14 protein-coding genes and 1 pseudogene are annotated in these 18,629 nt (G+C 65.9%); 8 read left to right on the top strand and 7 right to left on the bottom strand.

The window, feature by feature from the left end; translation table 11 throughout:
- Nucleotides 1-8: 8 nt before the first annotated feature.
- Entirely contained in the window at nucleotides 9-2,555 is a 2,547-nt protein-coding gene (gene fxsT / locus ID574_RS12450; RefSeq protein ID WP_223166622.1) for an FxSxx-COOH system tetratricopeptide repeat protein, read from the bottom strand.
- A 301-nt stretch (nucleotides 2,556-2,856) separates the two neighbouring features.
- On the opposite strand from fxsT, the gene fxsA reads away from it, so the two are divergent.
- Complete coding sequence (gene fxsA, locus ID574_RS12445; RefSeq protein WP_188188952.1) at nucleotides 2,857-3,045, top strand: FxSxx-COOH cyclophane-containing RiPP peptide; 189 nt, start codon at nucleotides 2,857-2,859, stop codon at nucleotides 3,043-3,045.
- Between the two features lie 52 nt (nucleotides 3,046-3,097).
- Here the strand turns inward: fxsA and ID574_RS12440 are convergent, their stop codons facing one another.
- Entirely contained in the window at nucleotides 3,098-5,056 is a 1,959-nt protein-coding gene (locus ID574_RS12440) for an nSTAND1 domain-containing NTPase (protein WP_188188951.1), read from the bottom strand.
- A 390-nt stretch (nucleotides 5,057-5,446) separates the two neighbouring features.
- Between ID574_RS12440 and ID574_RS12435 the strand changes: the two genes are divergently transcribed.
- Nucleotides 5,447-7,474 carry a P-loop NTPase fold protein gene (locus ID574_RS12435; RefSeq protein ID WP_188188950.1) on the top strand — a complete coding sequence of 676 codons (2,028 nt, stop codon included), beginning with the start codon at nucleotides 5,447-5,449 and terminating at the stop codon, nucleotides 7,472-7,474.
- Here ID574_RS12435 and ID574_RS12430 read toward each other — a convergent pair.
- Nucleotides 7,449-8,678 carry a zinc ribbon domain-containing protein gene (locus ID574_RS12430; RefSeq protein ID WP_188188949.1) on the bottom strand — a complete coding sequence of 410 codons (1,230 nt, stop codon included), beginning with the start codon at nucleotides 8,676-8,678 and terminating at the stop codon, nucleotides 7,449-7,451. The genes ID574_RS12435 and ID574_RS12430 overlap by 26 nt on opposite strands.
- An 11-nt stretch (nucleotides 8,679-8,689) precedes the next feature.
- On the bottom strand, nucleotides 8,690-9,763 hold the full coding sequence (locus ID574_RS12425) for a M48 family metalloprotease (RefSeq protein WP_188188948.1): 1,074 nt from the start codon (nucleotides 9,761-9,763) through the stop codon (nucleotides 8,690-8,692).
- A 334-nt stretch (nucleotides 9,764-10,097) separates the two neighbouring features.
- Here ID574_RS12425 and ID574_RS12420 point away from each other — a divergent pair, with 334 nt between their 5' ends.
- From ID574_RS12420 to ID574_RS12405, 4 genes are all read left to right on the top strand, one after another.
- Complete coding sequence (locus ID574_RS12420; RefSeq protein ID WP_188188947.1) at nucleotides 10,098-10,604, top strand: effector-associated constant component EACC1; 507 nt, start codon at nucleotides 10,098-10,100, stop codon at nucleotides 10,602-10,604.
- Nucleotides 10,605-11,107: 503 nt separating this feature from the next.
- Complete coding sequence (locus ID574_RS12415; RefSeq protein WP_188188946.1) at nucleotides 11,108-12,061, top strand: GNAT family N-acetyltransferase; 954 nt, start codon at nucleotides 11,108-11,110, stop codon at nucleotides 12,059-12,061.
- 343 nt (nucleotides 12,062-12,404) lie between these two features.
- The gene (locus tag ID574_RS12410) at nucleotides 12,405-12,653 is read left to right on the top strand and encodes a prevent-host-death protein (RefSeq protein WP_223166621.1); all 249 of its coding nucleotides are present in this window, start codon (nucleotides 12,405-12,407) and stop codon (nucleotides 12,651-12,653) included.
- Nucleotides 12,650-13,060 (top strand): type II toxin-antitoxin system VapC family toxin, encoded by a 411-nt coding sequence (locus ID574_RS12405; RefSeq protein WP_188188944.1) that lies wholly within the window; start codon nucleotides 12,650-12,652, stop codon nucleotides 13,058-13,060. The genes ID574_RS12410 and ID574_RS12405 overlap by 4 nt, the downstream gene beginning before the upstream one ends.
- A gap of 557 nt (nucleotides 13,061-13,617) precedes the next feature.
- Here the strand turns inward: ID574_RS12405 and ID574_RS12400 are convergent.
- Complete coding sequence (locus ID574_RS12400; protein WP_442939298.1) at nucleotides 13,618-14,055, bottom strand: winged helix-turn-helix transcriptional regulator; 438 nt, start codon at nucleotides 14,053-14,055, stop codon at nucleotides 13,618-13,620.
- Between the two features lie 141 nt (nucleotides 14,056-14,196).
- Between ID574_RS12400 and ID574_RS12395 the strand changes: the two genes are divergently transcribed.
- Together ID574_RS12395 and ID574_RS12390 are read left to right on the top strand one after the other, a co-directional pair.
- Nucleotides 14,197-15,066 (top strand): aldo/keto reductase family oxidoreductase, encoded by an 870-nt coding sequence (locus ID574_RS12395; RefSeq protein ID WP_188188942.1) that lies wholly within the window; start codon nucleotides 14,197-14,199, stop codon nucleotides 15,064-15,066.
- Nucleotides 15,067-15,281: 215 nt separating this feature from the next.
- Nucleotides 15,282-16,039, top strand: a pseudogene (locus tag ID574_RS12390) (transposase); the annotation flags it as partial.
- Between the two features lie 584 nt (nucleotides 16,040-16,623).
- Here the strand turns inward: ID574_RS12390 and ID574_RS12385 are convergent.
- Both ID574_RS12385 and ID574_RS12380 read right to left on the bottom strand, forming a co-directional pair.
- A complete protein-coding gene (locus ID574_RS12385; protein WP_188188941.1) occupies nucleotides 16,624-16,995 on the bottom strand; it encodes a hypothetical protein in 372 nt (123 codons plus the stop codon).
- A gap of 341 nt (nucleotides 16,996-17,336) precedes the next feature.
- Nucleotides 17,337-18,629: a sensor histidine kinase gene (locus tag ID574_RS12380; RefSeq protein ID WP_223166620.1), complete on the bottom strand. Its 1,293-nt coding sequence runs from the start codon at nucleotides 18,627-18,629 to the stop codon at nucleotides 17,337-17,339.

The following is an 18,629-nucleotide window of genomic DNA, read 5'->3' as shown; positions in this document are numbered from 1 at the left end:
GCGCGCTCCTAGATCGGCGGCGGGTCGAAGTCGAGGTCCAGGTGCCGTTCTTCGAGAAAGGCCAGGGCGTCGGGATGCTCCAGGGTGAGCTTCTGTGCGTACCGGGCGAGAGTGTCCTCCCGGAGACTCGCCGCCTCTTCGATGGCGTCTGACGTGCCGAGGTGCTTCAGGTCGACCGAAAGGTTGGCGGCGCAGGCGAGGGTCATCGGATGGTTCTGCCCGACGAGCTCCTTCAGCCGGCGATAGGTGTCGCGGCCTCGCTCCACGGCCGCGTCGTACTGTCCCAGCGCCGCCAGGTCGCTCGCCAGGTTGGTCGCCACCGTGAGGTAGTAGTGGTGGTTGCGCCCCAGACGTCGCTCGATCTTCTCAAGGGTTTCCCGGTTCAGCTCGCAGGCCTTCGCCGGCTCCTGGCAGGTGCGGTACAGCAGCGCCAGATTGCCCGTGCAGGCCAGATAGTACGGATGGTCGGCGCCGTAGATACGGGGATAGCGCTTGACGGTGTCGGCAGCCAGTTCGAGACCCTCATGCTCCTGACCGTTGTTGCGCTGGACGTTGGAGAGGGACATGGCGGCGGCCAGCGTGTCGGGGTGGTCGAGGCCATACCTGCGGACGTAGCGGCCGTGCACATCCGTGCACATCTCCAATGCCCTGCCGAGCTCGCCGAGCCTCCGCCAGGCGATGGAGAGATCCTTGGCGGTCAGGAGGTAGACGGGGTGCTCGCCGCCCAGGTATTCCAGACCGTAGGCGAGAGCCTCCTCGCCCAGGTCGCACGCCTCGGCGTAGTCACCGGTCAGGCGGACCGCACGTGCGAGCGCGTTCCAGTGGACCAGTACGGTCGCCGCGCCCGCCTGTGCGTCCTGCAGCCCGATGAAGGCGGTCTCGTGCAGCTCCCGAGACTGCTGAAAACGGCTGGTGAGGCTGTAGTCCAGGGCCAGGTTGTTCTTCGCGCGGAAGGTTCTCGGGTCGTCCGGGCCGAAGGCCGCCTCGTGCCGTCGTACCGAGTCCTCGTCGTGTTTGAGGGCCGCGGCGAAGTCTCCTCGCGCACGCAGGTCACCACCGATGCTGTTGACCAGGAGCAGCAGCTCGTCATCGGGCGTGCCCGCTTGCCGCATCTTGCCGAGGGTCTTCTGGTTGAGCTCGTAGACCTCGTTGTACTTGCCCAGCTGGCGCAGGATGTTGCCCTGCTCGCGATAGGCCCTGAGCACGTGGGGGTCGTCGGGGCCGGAGTCCCTTTCCCACTGGTGGATGAAGAGGTTGACGAACTCCTGGGCGAATCCGTCACTGGACATGTACAGGTAACGCGCCAGGTCCAGCGCGAAGTCGCGTACCTTCACGTCTCGGCTCTCCTGGACCCGGGAGGGCACGACGTGTCCCAGGATGCCGCTGTAACGGCCCCAGTTAACCGACTCTTCGGGATTGCCCAGTTGAAGGCCGGTCAGCAGACGGTGGACGTCCGCGAGATGCCTGGCCCTTTCCTCGGGTTCGAGCTCGTCGCGTACGAGCGCCTGGATCAGCCGGTGCACCTGGATGGTCCGGCTGCTCGGGTCGATGCGGGCGAGGGCGAAGCGGCCGAGCTCGCCTACCGACCGGCTCAGCTTGATCGGATTGGCGAGGAGCTCGCTCAACTGCGGACTCAGGCCGCTGATGCGCTGGCTGAACACGTCGCGTGGGATCGGCTCCGGACCGAAGAACGCACAGCAGCGCAGCAGATCGATGGCCTCCGGTCGCCGCTCGCTCAGCCTGCTGACCGAGAGATTCCAGGCCGCCGTCATCGAGATCGGGTATTCCGTCGGCTTGCCCTCGTCGAGGAGCTGGTTGGTGTGCTCGTTCAGCAGCTGGATGTACTCGTCGACGGGCATGCCCGTCTCGGCCTGGAGAGCGCCGGCCTGTTCCAGGGCCAGGGGAAGATCTCCCAGTTGCTCGGCGAGCCGGTCGGCGTCCTCGGGAGCGATCGCCTTACGGACGCGTTTGTTGAGGAACGCGATGCTTTCCGCTCGAGTGAAGACGTCGACCGGGACGGCCTCGACGACATCCTGCCACCGGTGGTTGCGTGAAGTGATCAGGACGTGGCCCGGCCCGTCCGGGATCACGTCCCGGATTCCCTCCGGCTCGTCCGCGTTGTCGAAGATGAGCAGCCAGCGGTCGTACGGCTTGCCGCGCCGCAGCGCGTCCAGCGCGGCGTTGGCGGCGTCCTCGACGCCGATCGCCGCCGCCGACGGGAGGTCGAGGTGGGGGGCCAGCGCCGCCAGCGACGAGCGGATCAGCACACGCTGGTCGGCGGAGATCCACCAGACGAGGTCGTACTCGTTGCCGTATCTGTACGCGTACTCCACGGCCATCTGCGTCTTCCCGACGCCCCCCAGACCGTGGAGGGCGTGGGGGAGAACCTGAGGGAGGACCACCGTGACCTGACCGGCGGTCCCGGCGGTCATTCCCGAGCGCAGTTTCTCGAGGAGCTCTTCTCTACCGGTGAAGTTCTTGTTCCTGGGCGGGACCTTGCCCCACACCTCGGGGGCCGTTGACCGCCGTACTTCGCTCGGCTGTGTACCGGTCACCAGGCCGCCTCCGAATCGTGGATTCCAGTCCCAACTTTTGTGCAGCGCGTCGATACGGTCAATGGCACGCCCGAAATTTGGCCATGCCATATCCAAGCACTCGCACAAGAATAAGAACTCGAGAGCGAGCATTCATGGTAAACATGAAGATCGATCAATTATGTCTCGCGACGATGGCCTTTCCAAGTGTCTGCGCGTCATGGTCCCCGTACCAGCGGTGCCGTCCCCGTACCAGAGGTGAGACCCAGCTTGTATGCTGGCCCGGACACGGGACCATGATGCATCAGGCCGGGAGGTAGTCGTGGAGCAGCAGGAGAACGAACTGGCAGGTCAGCTGCCTAACTGTGCCGATCTGTCCCTACGCGACCTGGATGAACTCGACGGTTCGGTCTTCGCTCACGCGATGAGGGGCCTGATGGAGCCCGATCGGCGGGATACCGAGGCCATCGCCGGATTCAGTTCCTTCGTTGACCATTTCGACGGCGATTAAGGCATAACGTCCTGTTTGGGTAGAAGTCATCCCCTCCTACGCTTCCCGTGTGTCACTGCCTTCGTGCAATTCTTTCGACCTGCGTTCGATGGTGGTGCGACAGGCGTGGATTCGTCGCCTGGAGAGCTTCGCCGGCGAGTTCCGCCGCAAAGTCTCGCTCTCCCCGCTTACGGAACGATCGGGCGAGGTACATCAGGACCAGGCCATGCTGCCGCCCCTCTTCGCGAAGCTCCTCGACCTCCCTCCGCGAGACAGGGGCATGGGGGCCCGCCGCCAGGATGTACGCCGCGCGGGCCGATGGCGGGGCAGCGATGGCGACATTGGCCAGGTCGTCCAGGGCCTGCTGCGACTTACCCCAGTCCGCGTAGATCTCTCCGCGAATGCGCAGGGCCTCGGCATGTGCTGGATCCCTCTCCAGCACGACGTTCAACTCCTTGACCGCCGCCTGGTGCCGGTTCACGTACCAGAGAGCCTGCCCGAGCTCCAGTAAGGTGATCGTCTCATCCGCCGTGATGAGCCGACCGGAACGCGCGCTGCCAAGCGCGCTTTCCGTATCCCCCTGGAGAAGGCGGACGCGGGCGATCGCGGCGAACAGGTACGCCACGGCGGGGGACCGGGGATCCGCCATCAGCTCCATCGCCAGCGCGTTGTCGTAGGCCTGCCATGCGGCTTCGTGATCCGCTCGCATATGCGCGATGTCGCCCAGGATGATCCGGGCGGAGATGTGGAGTTCGCTGTGCTCCCTTTCGGTCATCGCCAGTACCGCTCGTGTGTACTTTTCGGCGAGCTTCAGGTTGCCCGCAGACATCGCCCGCTCCGCCTCGCGCAGAAGGTCGCCCGCGGTGGGATCCGGCCGCGCCGTCGGTGCCTCCCCGAGCCGCTGGAGCGCGTTCGCCAGTCGCGGATGCTGAAGTTGGAAGCCGTCCCCGTCGGCCAGCCGGCAGAACTTGAGAAGATGCCGGTCCTCCACCGCCCGGACAACGGTATCGGTGAGATCTTTCGGACGGTCACTCTGGGGCGCGGGTCTGGCCTCGCAAGGCGAGGTCTCATCGGGTGACGTGGTGAAGGCCCGGCGCATCCAGCCGCCGATCTCACAGGTCGGCAGGCCGTGGTCGGTGGTCAGCGTGAAGAGAGTGCGGGTGCAGAACTCGGCCAGCATTCCGTCCACGTCGTCGAGCACCCTTTCGACGATGACGGACAACGTCCCGCCGCCGCGCAGGCCTTCCCAGAGTTCGGCGCACAACACCTGAAGAAGGGCAGGCTCCACCAGCGCGACACCCGACGTGCTGTGCTCGACCGTCAGCGTGTCGACGAGCCGCGCGGGCACGCCGGGGTCGAACTGCAGATGGGTGCCCAGCAGCGGCCGCGTCAGCGCGTCGATCGCGGACTGCCGGTCCAGCGGCGGCAGTGCGTACTGTACCGGGGTCTCGCCCAGCACCCCGGCGAGGTCGCCCGCCTCCTCGACGCAGTCGGGCCGGATCGACAGCAGCAGATGGACCTCTGGAAAGGCCCGTAGAGCGACTTCCAGTTCCTCGCGGAAGCGGCGGTGTTCCGGCTTCCCGGCGGTAGATCGGCGGAGTACGCTCTCGGCGCCGTCGATCGCCACCAGAGTCGATGTGCCAGGCGGCGCGGTGGCGGTCTTCCGCCGGAAGAACTCCGCGATCGTCAGGCCGACGCTGCGTGAGGGTTCCTCCGTGGGCTGCCACGACGACAGGAGCGCGAAGAGAGTGCGGCCTCGAGCCGTGATCACCGGAGCCGGCAGGGTCCTGCGGTAGTTCAGGTCACCGACGGGCACCACTCGCGCTCCGTTGTTGGCCAGGTACGGAACCAGCCCGGCGTGGAGCAGGGACGTCTTTCCCACGCCCGAATCCCCGATCAGCAGTGTCAGCCGATTCCTCTGCCAGAGCTCGGCCACCGCGCGGGTTTCGATACTGCGTCCGAAGAACCTGGCCTCATCGTCTCTACCGAACGGCCGGAGGCCGACCCACGGGCAGGCGCCGTGCGCGGTCACGAAGAGACTCCTGCCGACGCCCCGACCTGTCGCATCATGATCTCCCGTACCCGTTGCCGCCCACAAGAACGAATGCCTGGTCGCACACGTCCTGCCTGCCGAATACGCATGGCCGTCCATGCCGAGGCTTCCAATGATGGTGACCTGGCGTGATACCCGGCATGAGGAACGCCGTAATCATCCAAGAAAGTCTTCTATCATGCTATATCTAGCGCTAAGAAGTCCCTCGCGAGCGAAACCCCTCGACGTACTCCTCTTTTTTCTCCTGACCGACGACTGCATTTATGGTGACCTAAATCGGTACCACAGATTGTGCCAGCGGGGGTGGTGATGAGCGGCAAGGTCGATGGACTGTCCCCGGAGGCGTTGGAGCAAATCACACTTGAGCTGTTGAAAAACGACGCCGAGCTGACGTACGATCCCGAGCTTCACCCCCAAATACTCGACGGCGTCCGGCAGCGAGCCGTTGAGCTCTCCAATGTGCTGGGTGACGAGATCGCGGTGGTCGACGAAGCGCGCCGTGCATGGCGTCGGCCCTTGGCCATCGCCGCCCTGGCACTCCTCGTGGCGTCCCTCCTCATCCTCGGGACCACTTTCTGGAGCGCCGGAATCCCCTTCCGGTCAAGAGCGGCCAACACCACGTTCTCACTCGGCCTGGTGGCGCTGGGGACGCTCGCCGTGGTGAACCGGTGGAGCGCGATCCGGCGGCGGAGCCTGGTCGCTTCCCGAGAGCTCCGAAGCGCGCTGATGCCGCCGCTGCGCGCCCTGGTCCGCCTCATCATCAGCGAGTTGCAGGGTGACGACGTGCGCTGGTCCGGCACGCTGCACACGTCCAAGGCTCCTGCGCTGGTGGAGCTCAACCTTCAGGACACCATTCCATCCCTAACATATGAGCGGCTCCGAACCTTCATCTGCGGACATGAGTCCTCGGCGACCGGTCTTGCCGGCGCCCGCGGCTCCGGCAAGACCACCCTGATGCGGCAACTGCGGCTGGACGAGGCCCTCGACTGCCACGTCGCCCTGGTCAGCGCGCCGGTGCAGTACTCCGCCGTAGAGTTCACCCGCCTCATCCACAGCGAATTGGCGCAGGTCGGACTGAAACCCGGCGAGGCCGGTCTCATCCGCAACCGCATGGCGGCGCCGGCTCTGCGCGCGGTGCTGCGGACGCTCCTCGGGTCGGTGGTGGTGCTCCTCCTGGTGACACTGTGGATCTACGACAAAAACCGTCCCACGCCGAATTCGTTCAACCTCGGCTGGACGGGCTTCACCGCCGTCGTGCTGGGGGCCCTGATCGTCGGGTTCGTGATCAGCCGCCAGTGGGCGCTCTTCCAGAGCCGGGCGAAACTGATGGTCTCGCCGCAGACGACGCGTGAGCTCTGCCTCCAGCAGTTGGAGTTCCTGCGCTGGTCCACGACGGTCGAGAGGAGCGCGAGCACCGCGGTCAAGGTCAGCGGATCCGGCTTCGAGGGCGGCAGCAAGCTCTCCCGCACCGAGCGCGAGGTCACCCACGCCGAGTCGGTCCAGGCGCTCCGGCAGTTCGTCGACCAGTTGCTCGCGCTCAGCAACAAACCCGTCGTCATCTGCGTGGACGAGCTGGACAAGCTGGCGAATCCGGCCGAGGCCGTCGATGCGATAAATGGGCTCAAGGACCTGTTCCACGTCGCCAAGGCACACTTCGTCCTCTCCGTGTCCACCGACGCCATGCACAGCTTCGCCGCGCGGGGAGTGCCGGTGCGGGACGTGTTCGACTCCGCGTTCGACACCATCATCTCGGTCGGTCCGCTGTCGCTGGAGGAGTCACAGACGCTCATCTCCCGGCGGGCGCGCGACTTCTCCAAGGTGTTCGTGCTGTTCTGCCACGCATGGTCCGGCGGCCACGCGCGCGACCTCATCCGGACCGCGCGATCATGCGTGGACCTCAAGCGCGAGCTCAAGGGCGATGAAGAGGCCACCATCACCCTGCTGTCTCGGCGCGTGCTGCGGAAGGACCTGCGTGAGGTCGTGGACGCGACCGTCGAGAAGCTGCGCGGCGAGGGCGACGAGCTCACGAAGGCGATGCTGGACCGGGTTCTGGCGTTCCAGGAGTCGCTTGAGGACGAGGTCCCGAGCCTGTACGACCTCGTCGAGGCGAGTGAGTTCCCCCCAGATACGGGGACGGTCGCCGCAGAGGCCCAGCCGGCGGCCACTCTGGCGTCGTACGCCCGGATTGCCGGTCTCTGCGAGCGCCTGTTCTCGGTAGCGCGCCAGCCGGCGGCGTGGCAGACCGAGGCGATGAGCAAGGCGGTCACCGCGCTGGCGGGGGCCCGCTCCTCGCTCGGGCGGCACCCACGAGAGATCGAGCGGAGGCTGAAGCGCGCCGCTGACGCCTGCGCCGTGGTGGAGGCATCGGCGGTTACCGCTGTTCCGGCACGAACGTGACCGCTCCTTCCAGAACGACCACGCTGCCGGAAACATAAAACCGCGTGGTTTCTTCGTAGGGTTGAGACCCACTGCTGAAGCCGTACACCTCGCGCCCGGTTACGCTCGCCTCGCCGTATTCGGTGCTGCTCAACGTCACCTCACCGGAATAGCCGCGCTCCACCACGTACTCCGGGTAGGTGACGATCTTCCACCGCACATTCCGCACCTCGTACCAGGAGGCCGCCGAGAAGGGACAGTTCTCCGGCGCGAGCAACGTGCTTTTGGCGCAGTTATCGACATACGACCGCACCTGCTGGTCGATCGCGGCCCGCGCGCTGCTCTTGATGACCGGCTCCAGCGACACCTCGTCCACGGCGTACCCGGCCACATCGGTACCCGCGTACGCCACGACTGGATTCGCCTCCCACAACGGCTGGTCGGGCAGCGACACTCGGTATCCGCCCGGGTAGGCATCAAGCATGACGTACGAGCGATTGACGGGAACGACCTCGCCTGCCACGAGGAGCGATTCCGCCCCAGAGGCATGGGCGGTTATCTGGTACACACCACCCTTGATGCGCCACCGGTGGAAAACTCCGGCGACGCGCTGCTCGTCGCGACGGAGACGGAGGGTCACCGAGCGCCTTTCCTGATCGAGCGTAAAGCTCGCGCGGACGGTCACCTCGTCGTCCTCGGACTCGGATTCGGTTTTCTGCGCTTCCTCCACGCGTACGTCCGCCGGCGGAATGTAACCGGATGACTTGAGCACCTTGCTCTGCAGCAGCACTGGATTGTCGATGTCGTCGGTCGGCACCAGCAGGCTGCGGGCGAGGGCCGCGTCCCGGTCGCGAAGCGCGTCGAAGAACCGGGCCACGGTCGACTCCGGCCGGAAGAACGAACTCTCGACGACCTTGAGGCCGCTGACCAGCACGGCCAGAACGAGAAAGACGGCCAGGCCAATCAGTACCGGCACGCGGTGCGACCGATAGTCGACGAAAACATTCGTCGTGTCGACCGGTACTGCGGGCATGCTCGGCCGCGCGACAGGCACGGCCAGCGAATGCCCGCACCGAGCACAGAAACGAGCGTCCTGATCGTTGCGGCTTTCGCAGGCGGCGCACGCCTGGACGACAGCGTCCACGGACTGCCCGCAGCGCAGGCATGCGGACTGCTGCGGTGGTACCGCCGTGCGGCACTTCGGACATGCGGTGAGGGTGGCCATCGGACGCCCTGTCAGTCCAGGTCGTTGGTCAACAGCACGGGTAGAGGCATTGCCGGGGAGTCCTTGTCCGGAAGGCGATAGTCTTTCCCGGGCTCTTCCAACCGCTCCAGTCGCAACTCGTTCGGCGGGTGCGAGGCGCAGACCGCCGCCACCCAGCCATTGCGTCCGTCCTCGAAGGAACGGCGGAGATTCAGCACCTGGCGCATCCCGTCGCGGTGCCCCGCCAGCACGGCTCCCTCGTCGGCGCGGTATTCCGCCCGTCGAGAATCGGCCGACTGCATTGGGACAACGAAGTACTGGACGGTGACGAAGACAGGCCAGAAGACGACCCAGACAAGAAACCTCAGCACTGAATTACGCGCTCGGGCGCGCAGCCAACCTCCGCCCGCCTGCAGCAGATAAAGCGGAAGCGCGACTCCGCGGACGAACACCGCGGAGAGTGCATCTCCGTTGCGCCAGTGCACCAATTCATGCGCGAGGACCGCAGCGATCGGCTCTCGATCGTAGTTGAACTCCTCGAGGAGCCCCCGGCAGATCACGATGTGCCGGGTGTATGCGAACGCGTTCGGCTCCCTCGTGTCGTCGATGAGTACGCATGGATGATTCGTCAGCCCTAGCCGGGCGGTTGCCTCCGCCACAAGCGGCAGAATGAATTCGGCCTCACGGCGGCTGAGCCGGCGCGCCCCGTTGATCTGAAGTATTCGCCGCTCGAACAATACGCGATAAGCCGCGTAGAGCATACCGACCGCGATACCGATGGCCACCGAGCCGAAGACCGTGGCGATTCCGTCGACCACACTCTCCTCGAACGGGCCTATGAAGACCCAGATGACACCGAAGACGAACCCCATCGTGGCCCCGAGGAGCACACCTAGGAGAGCCGCCATAACGCCGTTCGACCGGAAGAGCAGATTTTCCGCAGCGTCACTTATGAGCGGCAGATTCCGTATCGGCCAGGGAAGCGCCTGCTCGCCGATCAGAGGTGTGAGGACGTAGGCGTAGCTTCCCAGCATGATCGCTAGCGTTGCCGCCATGGCCAGCGCGCCGGGGACGTAGAACCAGGCCGCGACAAGGCCTGCCAGCATTCCCCGGAAATTACGAAATATGCCCGATTTAAACCAAACTGCGACACTCGGGAAGTTGGTGGGCCGGCCGGCGGCAAGCCGTTCGATCAATGGGATAGAAGCAGGTCCCCTGTCTGGAGATGTGCTATTTATGGGTGCGGCAAGGGTGTTTGTCCAATTTTGCGGCTCCATGTCCGCCTCCATGTGGGGTGCGCCCGATGAGAATGAGCATCCGGTAGTATGCACCACCCCGACCATGCGTTGGCAATAAGTTGAAAAAGCTATTCAGATGGTTACCGGCGAGCCGGTTGATCAATTCCGGCCGCTCTGCCGGCACGAAAAGGAGCTCCAGGGAATGAGGGTCAGCATGCGGGTACGCGGTGGTGGTCGCGCACCCGGCGAGCAGGAAAAGGAGCTGGCCACGTACCTGAACGGTCAGCAGCGGCTCCGCGGGCGCGTGCACTTGATCGCAGAGCGTCGGCAGAGCGGCGGCATGAGTCAGTCCGTCGCGACCGTGTTGGTGGAGCTGGGCCCCGTTGCCGTGGTCTTCGCCGCCGCCCTGATCGGCTGGATCCGACACCGCACCTCCGACACGCGGGTCACCGTACGCCGCCCAGACGGAGCGGAGTTTGAGGTCTCGGCTCAGCGCGTACGCGGCCTCGGCCAGACTGAACTGCGCACACTCGTGGAGCAGGTCGCCCAAGCCGTCAACGACGGAGGCCCTCCGGCCGCGCCATCCCCGAACGCACAGAACGACGGTCCCGCCCGCGCCGAGCCCGAGGCGCTCCCGCCCGATGGCGCCGGCACCGAACCCACGCTGGCCGAACTCCTCGGCACCGAGGAACCTACGCCCGGCGCTTGATGAGTCACGGGGCCGCGCTCCTGGTGCAGCCGTCCAATCGACGAAGGCGCCGGTCCGAGCGGCAGGCAAGTATGGCAAGGCGTTGTGCGCAACGGCTCCTCCATTCGGGTCACCTCCAGGACGCCACGGCACCCAGAAGACACCGGCGACCCGGGTGTGGATAGGCCCGCCATCCCCGCACCAACCCGCCCTCTGCGCACACGCTGCCGACGTGCACGATCAGGATGGAAGAGCCTCTTTGTTCGCAGCTTTACGAGATCGAGAAGGCCACTTCCTGACGTGAGGAAGTGGCCTTCTGTCTGGGTGGAGCCCAGGAGATTCGAACTCCTGGCTTCCTGCTTGCAAAAGACGCATGCCGATCATGTCTCACCGGGGAAACGCAAGTCAGAGCACCGGATGTGTATGGATGGTCTTCGTGGTGTCGTCCAGCTGTTGACTGCTGCGATCGGCGGCCCCGAAAAACGGTTCGACGGCTTTGTGGAGTCCTGCCACAGTGGCGCACTATGACGAACTCTGAGCTTGTGACCGCCGCGGACGTGCAGCTCATGCAGGGTCTGGCGCAGCGGGTCACCGCCACCCGCCCGGACCTGGTGAACACCGACGCGTCGTTCGGCGAACTGGCCTGGAACTGGGGCAAGGGGCACGCCGACTACGGCGCAAGCTGGCGGCGTCGGCTGTGGTTTTCTGGTGGGGATCTGGTGGCGTGGGGCTGGGCTCAGCTTCCGCACCAGGTGAGGCGGAGCGACGGATCGGTGAAGGACGTCACCGGCGCCTATCTGGCGTATCAGGTCTGTCCCGACCACGCCGGGCTGGTGGACGAGGTGATCGACTGGTACGACGATACGGCGGCGGACCTTGAGCGGACGGTGCTGCCGAGCGCCGCCGATGAGTTCGCGCTGAAGCGATGGGCGGCGCACGGCTATGAGAACGACCCGGCCGCGCTCGGCGACGCCGGGTCCTGGACCCAGATGAACGAGCGGGACCTCATCGACGTGGAAAAGCCGGCACTGCCGGACGGATTCCGGTTCCGCACCGCCGAGGAGGCCGGGCCGGAGGCTGCGGTCCGGGCCCATGTGGACGCCTGGGCCCCCTCGCCGTACACGGCCAAGGCCTACCAGGGCGTCCGGCAGGCGGCGGGGTATCGCGGCGACCTGCATGTCCTGGTGGAGGCGCCGGACGGAACCATGGCATCCTCGACGATCATGTGGCTCGACGAGGCGAACAAGACCGCCGAGTTCGAGCCGGTCGGGACGCATCCGGACTACCGGCGTCGAGGGCTGGCCAGGGCGATGCTTCTGCACGGAATGCATCTGGCGCGGGCGGCCGGGGCCACTCGTATGACGGTCGCCTGCCTGGGTGCGCCGGGGCATCCCCAGGCGCGCGGGCTCTACTACAGCGTCGGGTTCCGGGAGCTGTCGCGGGACGCGCCGCTCATCAAGACCAAGACCGCGGCCTGAGGACAGGTCGTTCGGGTAGTCGCCGGCCAGGGTCCGCGAGGTCACCGTGGCCAGGCCTACCGCCTGTTGAAGGCCGTTCTGTCCACAGCTGTGGATGACCTGCTCATCAAGCGCAACCTCTGCCGGACCAAGGGGCCGGCCAAGAGCGGTCTCCCGAACGGACGCCCCACATCCGGTCACTTCCCATTCACTACTGCCCCTGGGGCCTCGATACTCGTCCCGGGGTGCCACCTTGTAGCACCGGATGGCACAACGCAGTCGCCTTTCAGATGTGAGCGCTCCGGACCCTGATCGCTCCCATGAGATATCTCAACGCGACCTGCGTACCCGGTCGGCGGAGATCATGGATGGCCTGGAGCGTGGGGAGCGGTACGCCGTTACCCGTAATGGCCATCACATCGGTGATCTGGTCCCTCTCCGCCGCCGGCGCCCGGCCGTTTCGCGCGCTGAGTTCGCCGCCGTGTCGCGTGGCATGCCGCGACTGGATGACCGTAAATATCGCGAGGACATGGAGCGCCACGTCAACGACGATTTCTTCGATCCTTACGATCGTGCATACGGCCGACGCGAATTCGCTGAGGACGAGGGATGACCCACGCGCTAGGCCTGCTCGACACCAACATCCTCATCCTGCGCGCCGGCAGCGATCCTGACGAACTCCCCGATGAGATGTTGATCAGTGCCATCACCACAGCGGAGTTGTCGGTCGGCGTCTTGGTATCCACAGGCCCGCAGGAACTCGCCCAGCGAATGAAGATCTTGCAGACCGCCGAAGCCGAATTCGATCCCCTCCCTTTCGACGACACTGCCGCTCGCGAGTACGGCCAGTTGTGGACGGCTGCCATCACCTCAGGACGCAGACCACGCCCTCGCACCGCAGATCTGATGATTGCCTGTGTGGCAATTGCGAACCGGCTCCCTCTGTACACCTGCAATCCCCAGGATTTCAAAGGCCTGGACCACTTCGTTACGGTAGTTCCGGTCACTCGCCCCCAGTGAACGACACAGAGGTTCCTTGCGGCAGCTGCAGAAGATCAAAAAAGGCTACTTCCCGATCACGGGGAGTGGCCTTTGACCTGGAGTGGAGCCTAGGAGATTCGAACTCCTGACTTCCTGCTTGCAAAACGGTCCGATCTTCAGGCGCAACGGCCTCGACCTGCGCTGAGGACGGTCCGCGAGTGATCGTGATTGACCGCTGCTGACCGCCCTTAATGGCACGCTAATGGCACGACGATCGCGCCCGCCCACCTGCTCGCTTCAGCGCGACGCGCACTTCGCCGGCCTGGTCCTCCCGTCTATACGGACGGACGCCGGCCGGGGGCAATGTGCACCTCGCCAGCCAGCCAGCGCACGAATCGATCAGCATGTACCAGGTAGGTGCTCTTGGTGCTCGGGGCCAGGTCGGCGGCGTTTACCAACGCGCTATACCGCTCAAACTCGCGCCGTATGTCGTCGATGGTCCATGCCTCACGATCGTGTGCATTCATAACCGGCTCTTCGCAGTTGAGGGTGCAGCGCCGAGAATATGGAGCTGTTGGACGGTTGGATGTGAGTCGTCAGGAGGTGCGAGCGTCGTGGTTCTCGCGGTTTGCGAGGACCTCCGCCATGTGCGTCTGCGCCCAGTTTCTGAGCCCGCGCGTCATGTGGTGGAGCGAGAGACCGAGGTCGGTCAGCTCGTAGGAGACGGTGACAGGGACGGTGGGCGTCACGGTACGGGTGAGTAGACCATCGCGCTCCAGCGACCGTAGCGTCTGGGTCAGCATCTTCTGGCTGACCCCGGCCAGAAGACGAGAGATCTCGGAGTAACGCATCGCCTTCGGAGCGTCTGCGTGTGCCGCACCGGGCTGGCGAGGGCTGTTGTCGCCGCCCAGCGCACAAAGGATCAGGACGACCCACTTGTCCGAGATGCGGTCGAGCAGCTGCCGGCTGGGGCACCCTGCCAGGAACGCGTTGTACTCCACCTTGGCCTGAGCCCTCTTCTGGGCCGCCTTCATCGTCGTCACTGATCGCACCTCTCGCCGATGGGTGGGTTACGCACTCACGAGTGCCTACTTCCTGGAAGGAAGTTTCTCTCCAATACTGCTGCAGGGAGGCAGCAGGCGCCACCCCTCAAGTGCACGACGAAAGGCAACAGGATGAGCACACCCTCCTCGCTTCCCGGCGGCACCTGGACTCTGGGTGACCTGACCGTCACCCGGTTCGGCTACGGCGCCATGCAACTGGCCGGCCCGTGGGTCATGGGGCCGCCCGCCGATCGCGAGGGCGCCCTGGCCGTTCTGCGTGAAGCGGTCGACCTCGGTATCACCCACATCGACACCAGCGACGCCTACGGGCCGCGCGTCACCAACGAGTTGATCCGCGAGGCACTGCACCCCTATCCCGAGTCGCTGCACATCGTGACCAAGGTGGGCGCGACCCGCGACGAACAGGGTGGCTGGCCTCCGGCCCGGCGACCCGAAGATCTGCGCCGCCAGGTCCACGACAACCTCAAGTCCCTCCAGCTCGACGTACTCGACCTGGTCAACCTCCGACTCGGCAACGCCGAAGGTCCCCAGCCCGGCTCGCTCGCCGAGGCGTTCGAGACGCTCGTCGAACTCCAGCAGCAGGGCCTGATCCGCCACCTCGGGGTCAGCAACGCCACCGAGGAGCAGGTCACCGAGGCACAGAGCATCGCGCCGATCGTGTGCGTGCAGAACATGTACAACCTCGCCCACCGCCACGACGACAAGCTCATCGACCGGCTCGCCACCGAACGCGTCGCGTACGTGCCCTTCTTCCCCCTCGGGGGCTTTACCCCGCTTCAGTCCTCGGCGCTCTCGGCGGTCGCCGCTCGATTGGAGGCGACATCGATGTCCGTCGCACTGGCCTGGCTGCTGCAGCGATCACCGAACATCCTGCTCATCCCCGGCACGTCATCGACGGCACACCTGCGCGAGAACATCGCCGGCGCGGGACTCTCCCTCTCTCATGAGGACTTGACCGAGCTGGACGACATCAGCCGCTGAATGCCCCAGAGCTAAGTGGCCCACCAGCCGCGACCGAAGCCACGGTGTATTTCCTGCCCCGGTCACCTGGCCACCGACGCGGGTGAGCTGCCACCGCCGGTCCCTGACGTAGGCGTCGAGGTCTCCCGAGGATGGGGGGTTCCTACACCAAGCCCATCCGGAAGACCTCGACGTTGCACGACGCTACCCCTGAGGCGGGCTTCGCCCGCGCTGGCATGACTACGTTCTGCCGCCTTGACGAGCTCGGGCTCGAAGTCACCGGTCAGCGACTCGCCCCGGATCGTGCGGTTCTCGCGTGCCGGGTCGTCGAGTCCGATCAGTGGTGCCGCCGCTGCGGTTGCGATGGCACACCGCGTGACACCGTGACCCGGCGACTGGCGCACGAGCCACTCGGCTGGCTGCCCACGATCCTTCACCTCACGATCCGCCGCTACCGCTGCATCGACTGTGGGCACGTGTGGCGGCAAGACACCACCAAGGCGGCTGAGCCGCGGGCGAAGCTCTCGCATCGCGGGCTGCGGTGGGCGCTTGAAGCCATCGTCTGCCAGTACCTCACCGCAAGCGCGTCCTCATCGACGACACCGGCCGGTTCGACGACGTCACCGCGATCGGCGTCGACCAGCACGTGTGGCGCCACACCAGGCGTGGCGACAAGTACGTCACTGTGATCATTGACCTGACCGGCATCCGTGACGGCATCGGCCCTGCCCGGCTGCTCGACATGGTCGAAGGCCGCTCCAAGCAGGCTTTCAAGGCTTGGCCCGCCGAACGCGAAGAGTCCTGGCGCAACCGCGTCGAGGTCGTCGCGATGGACGGTTTCACCGGGTTCGAGACCGCCGCCAGCGAGGAACTGCCCGACGAGGTCGCGGTCATGGACCCATTCCACGTCGTGCGTCTGGCCGGCGACGCACTCGACCGATGCCGCCGACGTGTCCAACTGGCCATCCACGAGCACCGCGGACGCAAGAGCGACGCGGCTCCGCCCTCGGATTCCGCAACCTCACCAACGACATCGCCAGATCCCTGTTGGAAACCGGCGGCTTCAGGCCACGACTACACCTTGGATTGTGAAGAGCCTCATAACCCCATGATGCCCCTGCCGACATCTGATCCGTAGGTACTCAAATGATCTCCAGGGTTATTCAGAACCGTTGGCCGCACTGCTCGCTGGCGCCTTGGCCATTCAGATCCGTCCAGCTCAGTTCATGATCGTCCATACGGGTGGCTTCCAGAGAGTGCTCATTCGGCGCCCCAGGACGGGAAATCGTTTCTCCACCGCGACGAGTGCGTCCACGAGTGCCGGGATATCTGTCTGGTCCAAGCCTTCGATCTCGAAGTGAAGGGTGTTCCGCATCCCAGGATGGTCGGCTACAGTCCCGGCGATCGACAGGGAACCTCTGTCTCCTCGGCAGCGCCGCCCCCGGACCGGATCACCACCAAGGTCGCGACCGCGCCGAGGGCGATGGCAGCGAGGGATGCGATCGCCGGCACCCACGTGCGGTCGTGTCCCCGCGGCGCGGGCTCATCTCCTGGCTTCCCCGGAGGAATGCTCGGACGTCACTTGCCGTGGCACTCCTTCAAGCCGTCCCGCGAGACGCCATCAGGCACCTCGACCTGTGCGGCCTGTCCGGGAGCGGGATCTTTGACGTTGTACCCGTGGTCGCGGAGACACTGGAGGGTCTTGAGCTCCTTCTCCTTTGCTTCCTCGCCGGACATGGCGGGCTGGTCGCCGGAGGCCGTCGGCGGCTTGCCGATCTTCTTGATACAGGCGTCCCTCGCTACCTCGTACGCGTCCTGCCGGTCGCCGAAGTCGATTTTCCCGGCCTCCTTCGGAAGCTCGAAGCCCTTGTCGCTCAGGCACGACCGGAACTTGACCTCCCATTCGGTGTACTTCTCGTCGGGCGTACCGGCGGAATCGGAATCAGACACGGAAGCCGACGAGTTGTTCGGCGGGCCGCTCGACTCATGGGCGTTGCCGCAACCGGCCAGCAGGCCCGCGAGGCAGGCGGAAGGCCGCGAGTGCGACGCGAGTACGAGGGAGGCGAAGTGTGCTCGGCATGGTCTTCTTTCGTGGCTATGGCCGCCCTGCGTTCGGACGGAGCGGGTGGGCAGAGCACATGGAAAGCTCCGCTCCGAGAGGTCGGTACGCCGCGGCAGCGCACGTCAGCCACCATGCGCGGTGAGGGTCTCCGCGCTGTCGCGGTCGCGTATCGGCGGCCGCTTGGATACGTATCGGGTGTGTGTCAGCCACGGCCGTGGATTGCCCAGCTTCAGCAGTCTTTGGGGAGCATCAGACTGGTATCAGCCTCGGAGCTGATATCGCCCCGCAGGTGAAGCGTGGCGATCGCGCCGCCGTCCGGAGCGTTGGCGAAGGCCAGCCCGGCGCCGATCACCTGTGCCTGGCCAAGGGCGATGATCAGGCCCAGGCCGTGGCCCCGCCCGCGTCCGGCCGCGCCGGTGCGGAAGCGCTGCGGTCCGTCTGCGAGCAGTTCGTCGGGGAATCCGGGGCCGTGGTCGCGTACGACGATCGCCGTGTCGTTCACGGTGATTTCGACAGGAGAGCGTCCGTGGCGGTGGGCGTTGGCGACCAGGTTGGCGATGATCCGGTCGAGTCGGCGCGGATCGGTGTCGGCGACTGGATCACCGGTCACCGTCAGCTGGACCTGCAGTCCCGTCCGGCCTACGGACTCCTCGACGAACCGGCCCAGCGGCACCAGAACGCGATCGGCCCGCTCCACGCCCGCGTCGAGGCGGGAGATCTCCAGCAGGTCCTCCACCAGCGTTCGCAGCACCCGCACCCGATCTCTGACCAGCTCGGTCGCCTCGCTCTCCGGAAGCAGTTCGGCCGAGATGACCAGGCCCATCAGCGGAGTACGCAGCTCATGGGCGACATCGGCGGTGAAGCGCTGTTCACTGAGCAGCCGGTCCCGCAAACTGTCGGCCATCGAGTCGACGGTGGCCGAGATATCACTGATCTCGTCGCCGCCCCGGCCGCCCACCATGCTCCGGGCTTCCAGATCGCCGTCCGCGATACGCCGCGCGGTACGGGCCACCCGCCTCAGCCGCCTGTTGGGCAACTCTGCGGCCAACGCCCCCAGGGGCACGACAACGGCGAGCACGGCCAGAGAGGCCATCACGATGTGCCGGTCCAGGGCCCGCAGACTGCGCATCTCGGGCCCCATGTCGATCTTCACGGCCAGCGCCTGGCCACCGACTGACTGCACCGCCCACATCCAGGGAATGTCCGGCCGGCGGTCGTCGTACCAGGTGATGTACTGTCCGGTGCTCCTGGCCTGCTGGAGCAGCACGGGGGGAATCTCCGCGGGATCCGCATAAGCGGGTGTCCTGCCCGTACGCCGGTAGTCGTCCACCACGACCAGCAGTTCGCTGAAAGCCCGGTCCCTGCCCAGGCTCATGGAACGCTCAGAGGTGCTCTGGTGGACCAGCACTCCAAGGGCCAGCGCGACCGCGCAGCACGCCACGGCCACCAGCGCGGCGATCTTCCAGCGTAGCGACCTCCAGTTCAGCAGCCCATGTGCCGTCCGGGCGATGGCGGGTCTCAC

It is taken from the genome of Nonomuraea sp. SYSU D8015 (assembly GCF_008065375.1).
GTDB lineage: Bacteria > Actinomycetota > Actinomycetes > Streptosporangiales > Streptosporangiaceae > Nonomuraea.
Note: the sequence above shows the minus strand (reverse complement) of the source record. Positions and strands in the feature narration are given on the sequence as shown.

Coding starts and splice junctions, on each gene's coding strand:
- ID574_RS12430 (WP_188188949.1), bottom strand. CDS start 8,678: ATGGCCACCCTCACCGCATGTCCGAAGTGCCGCACGGCGGTACCACCG.
- ID574_RS12425 (WP_188188948.1), bottom strand. CDS start 9,763: ATGCTGGCAGGCCTTGTCGCGGCCTGGTTCTACGTCCCCGGCGCGCTG.
- ID574_RS12420 (WP_188188947.1), top strand. CDS start 10,098: ATGAGGGTCAGCATGCGGGTACGCGGTGGTGGTCGCGCACCCGGCGAG.
- ID574_RS12410 (WP_223166621.1), top strand. CDS start 12,405: ATGGATGGCCTGGAGCGTGGGGAGCGGTACGCCGTTACCCGTAATGGC.
- ID574_RS12400 (WP_442939298.1), bottom strand. CDS start 14,055: ATGAAGGCGGCCCAGAAGAGGGCTCAGGCCAAGGTGGAGTACAACGCG.
- ID574_RS12405 (WP_188188944.1), top strand. CDS start 12,650: ATGACCCACGCGCTAGGCCTGCTCGACACCAACATCCTCATCCTGCGC.
- ID574_RS12415 (WP_188188946.1), top strand. CDS start 11,108: ATGACGAACTCTGAGCTTGTGACCGCCGCGGACGTGCAGCTCATGCAG.
- ID574_RS12395 (WP_188188942.1), top strand. CDS start 14,197: ATGAGCACACCCTCCTCGCTTCCCGGCGGCACCTGGACTCTGGGTGAC.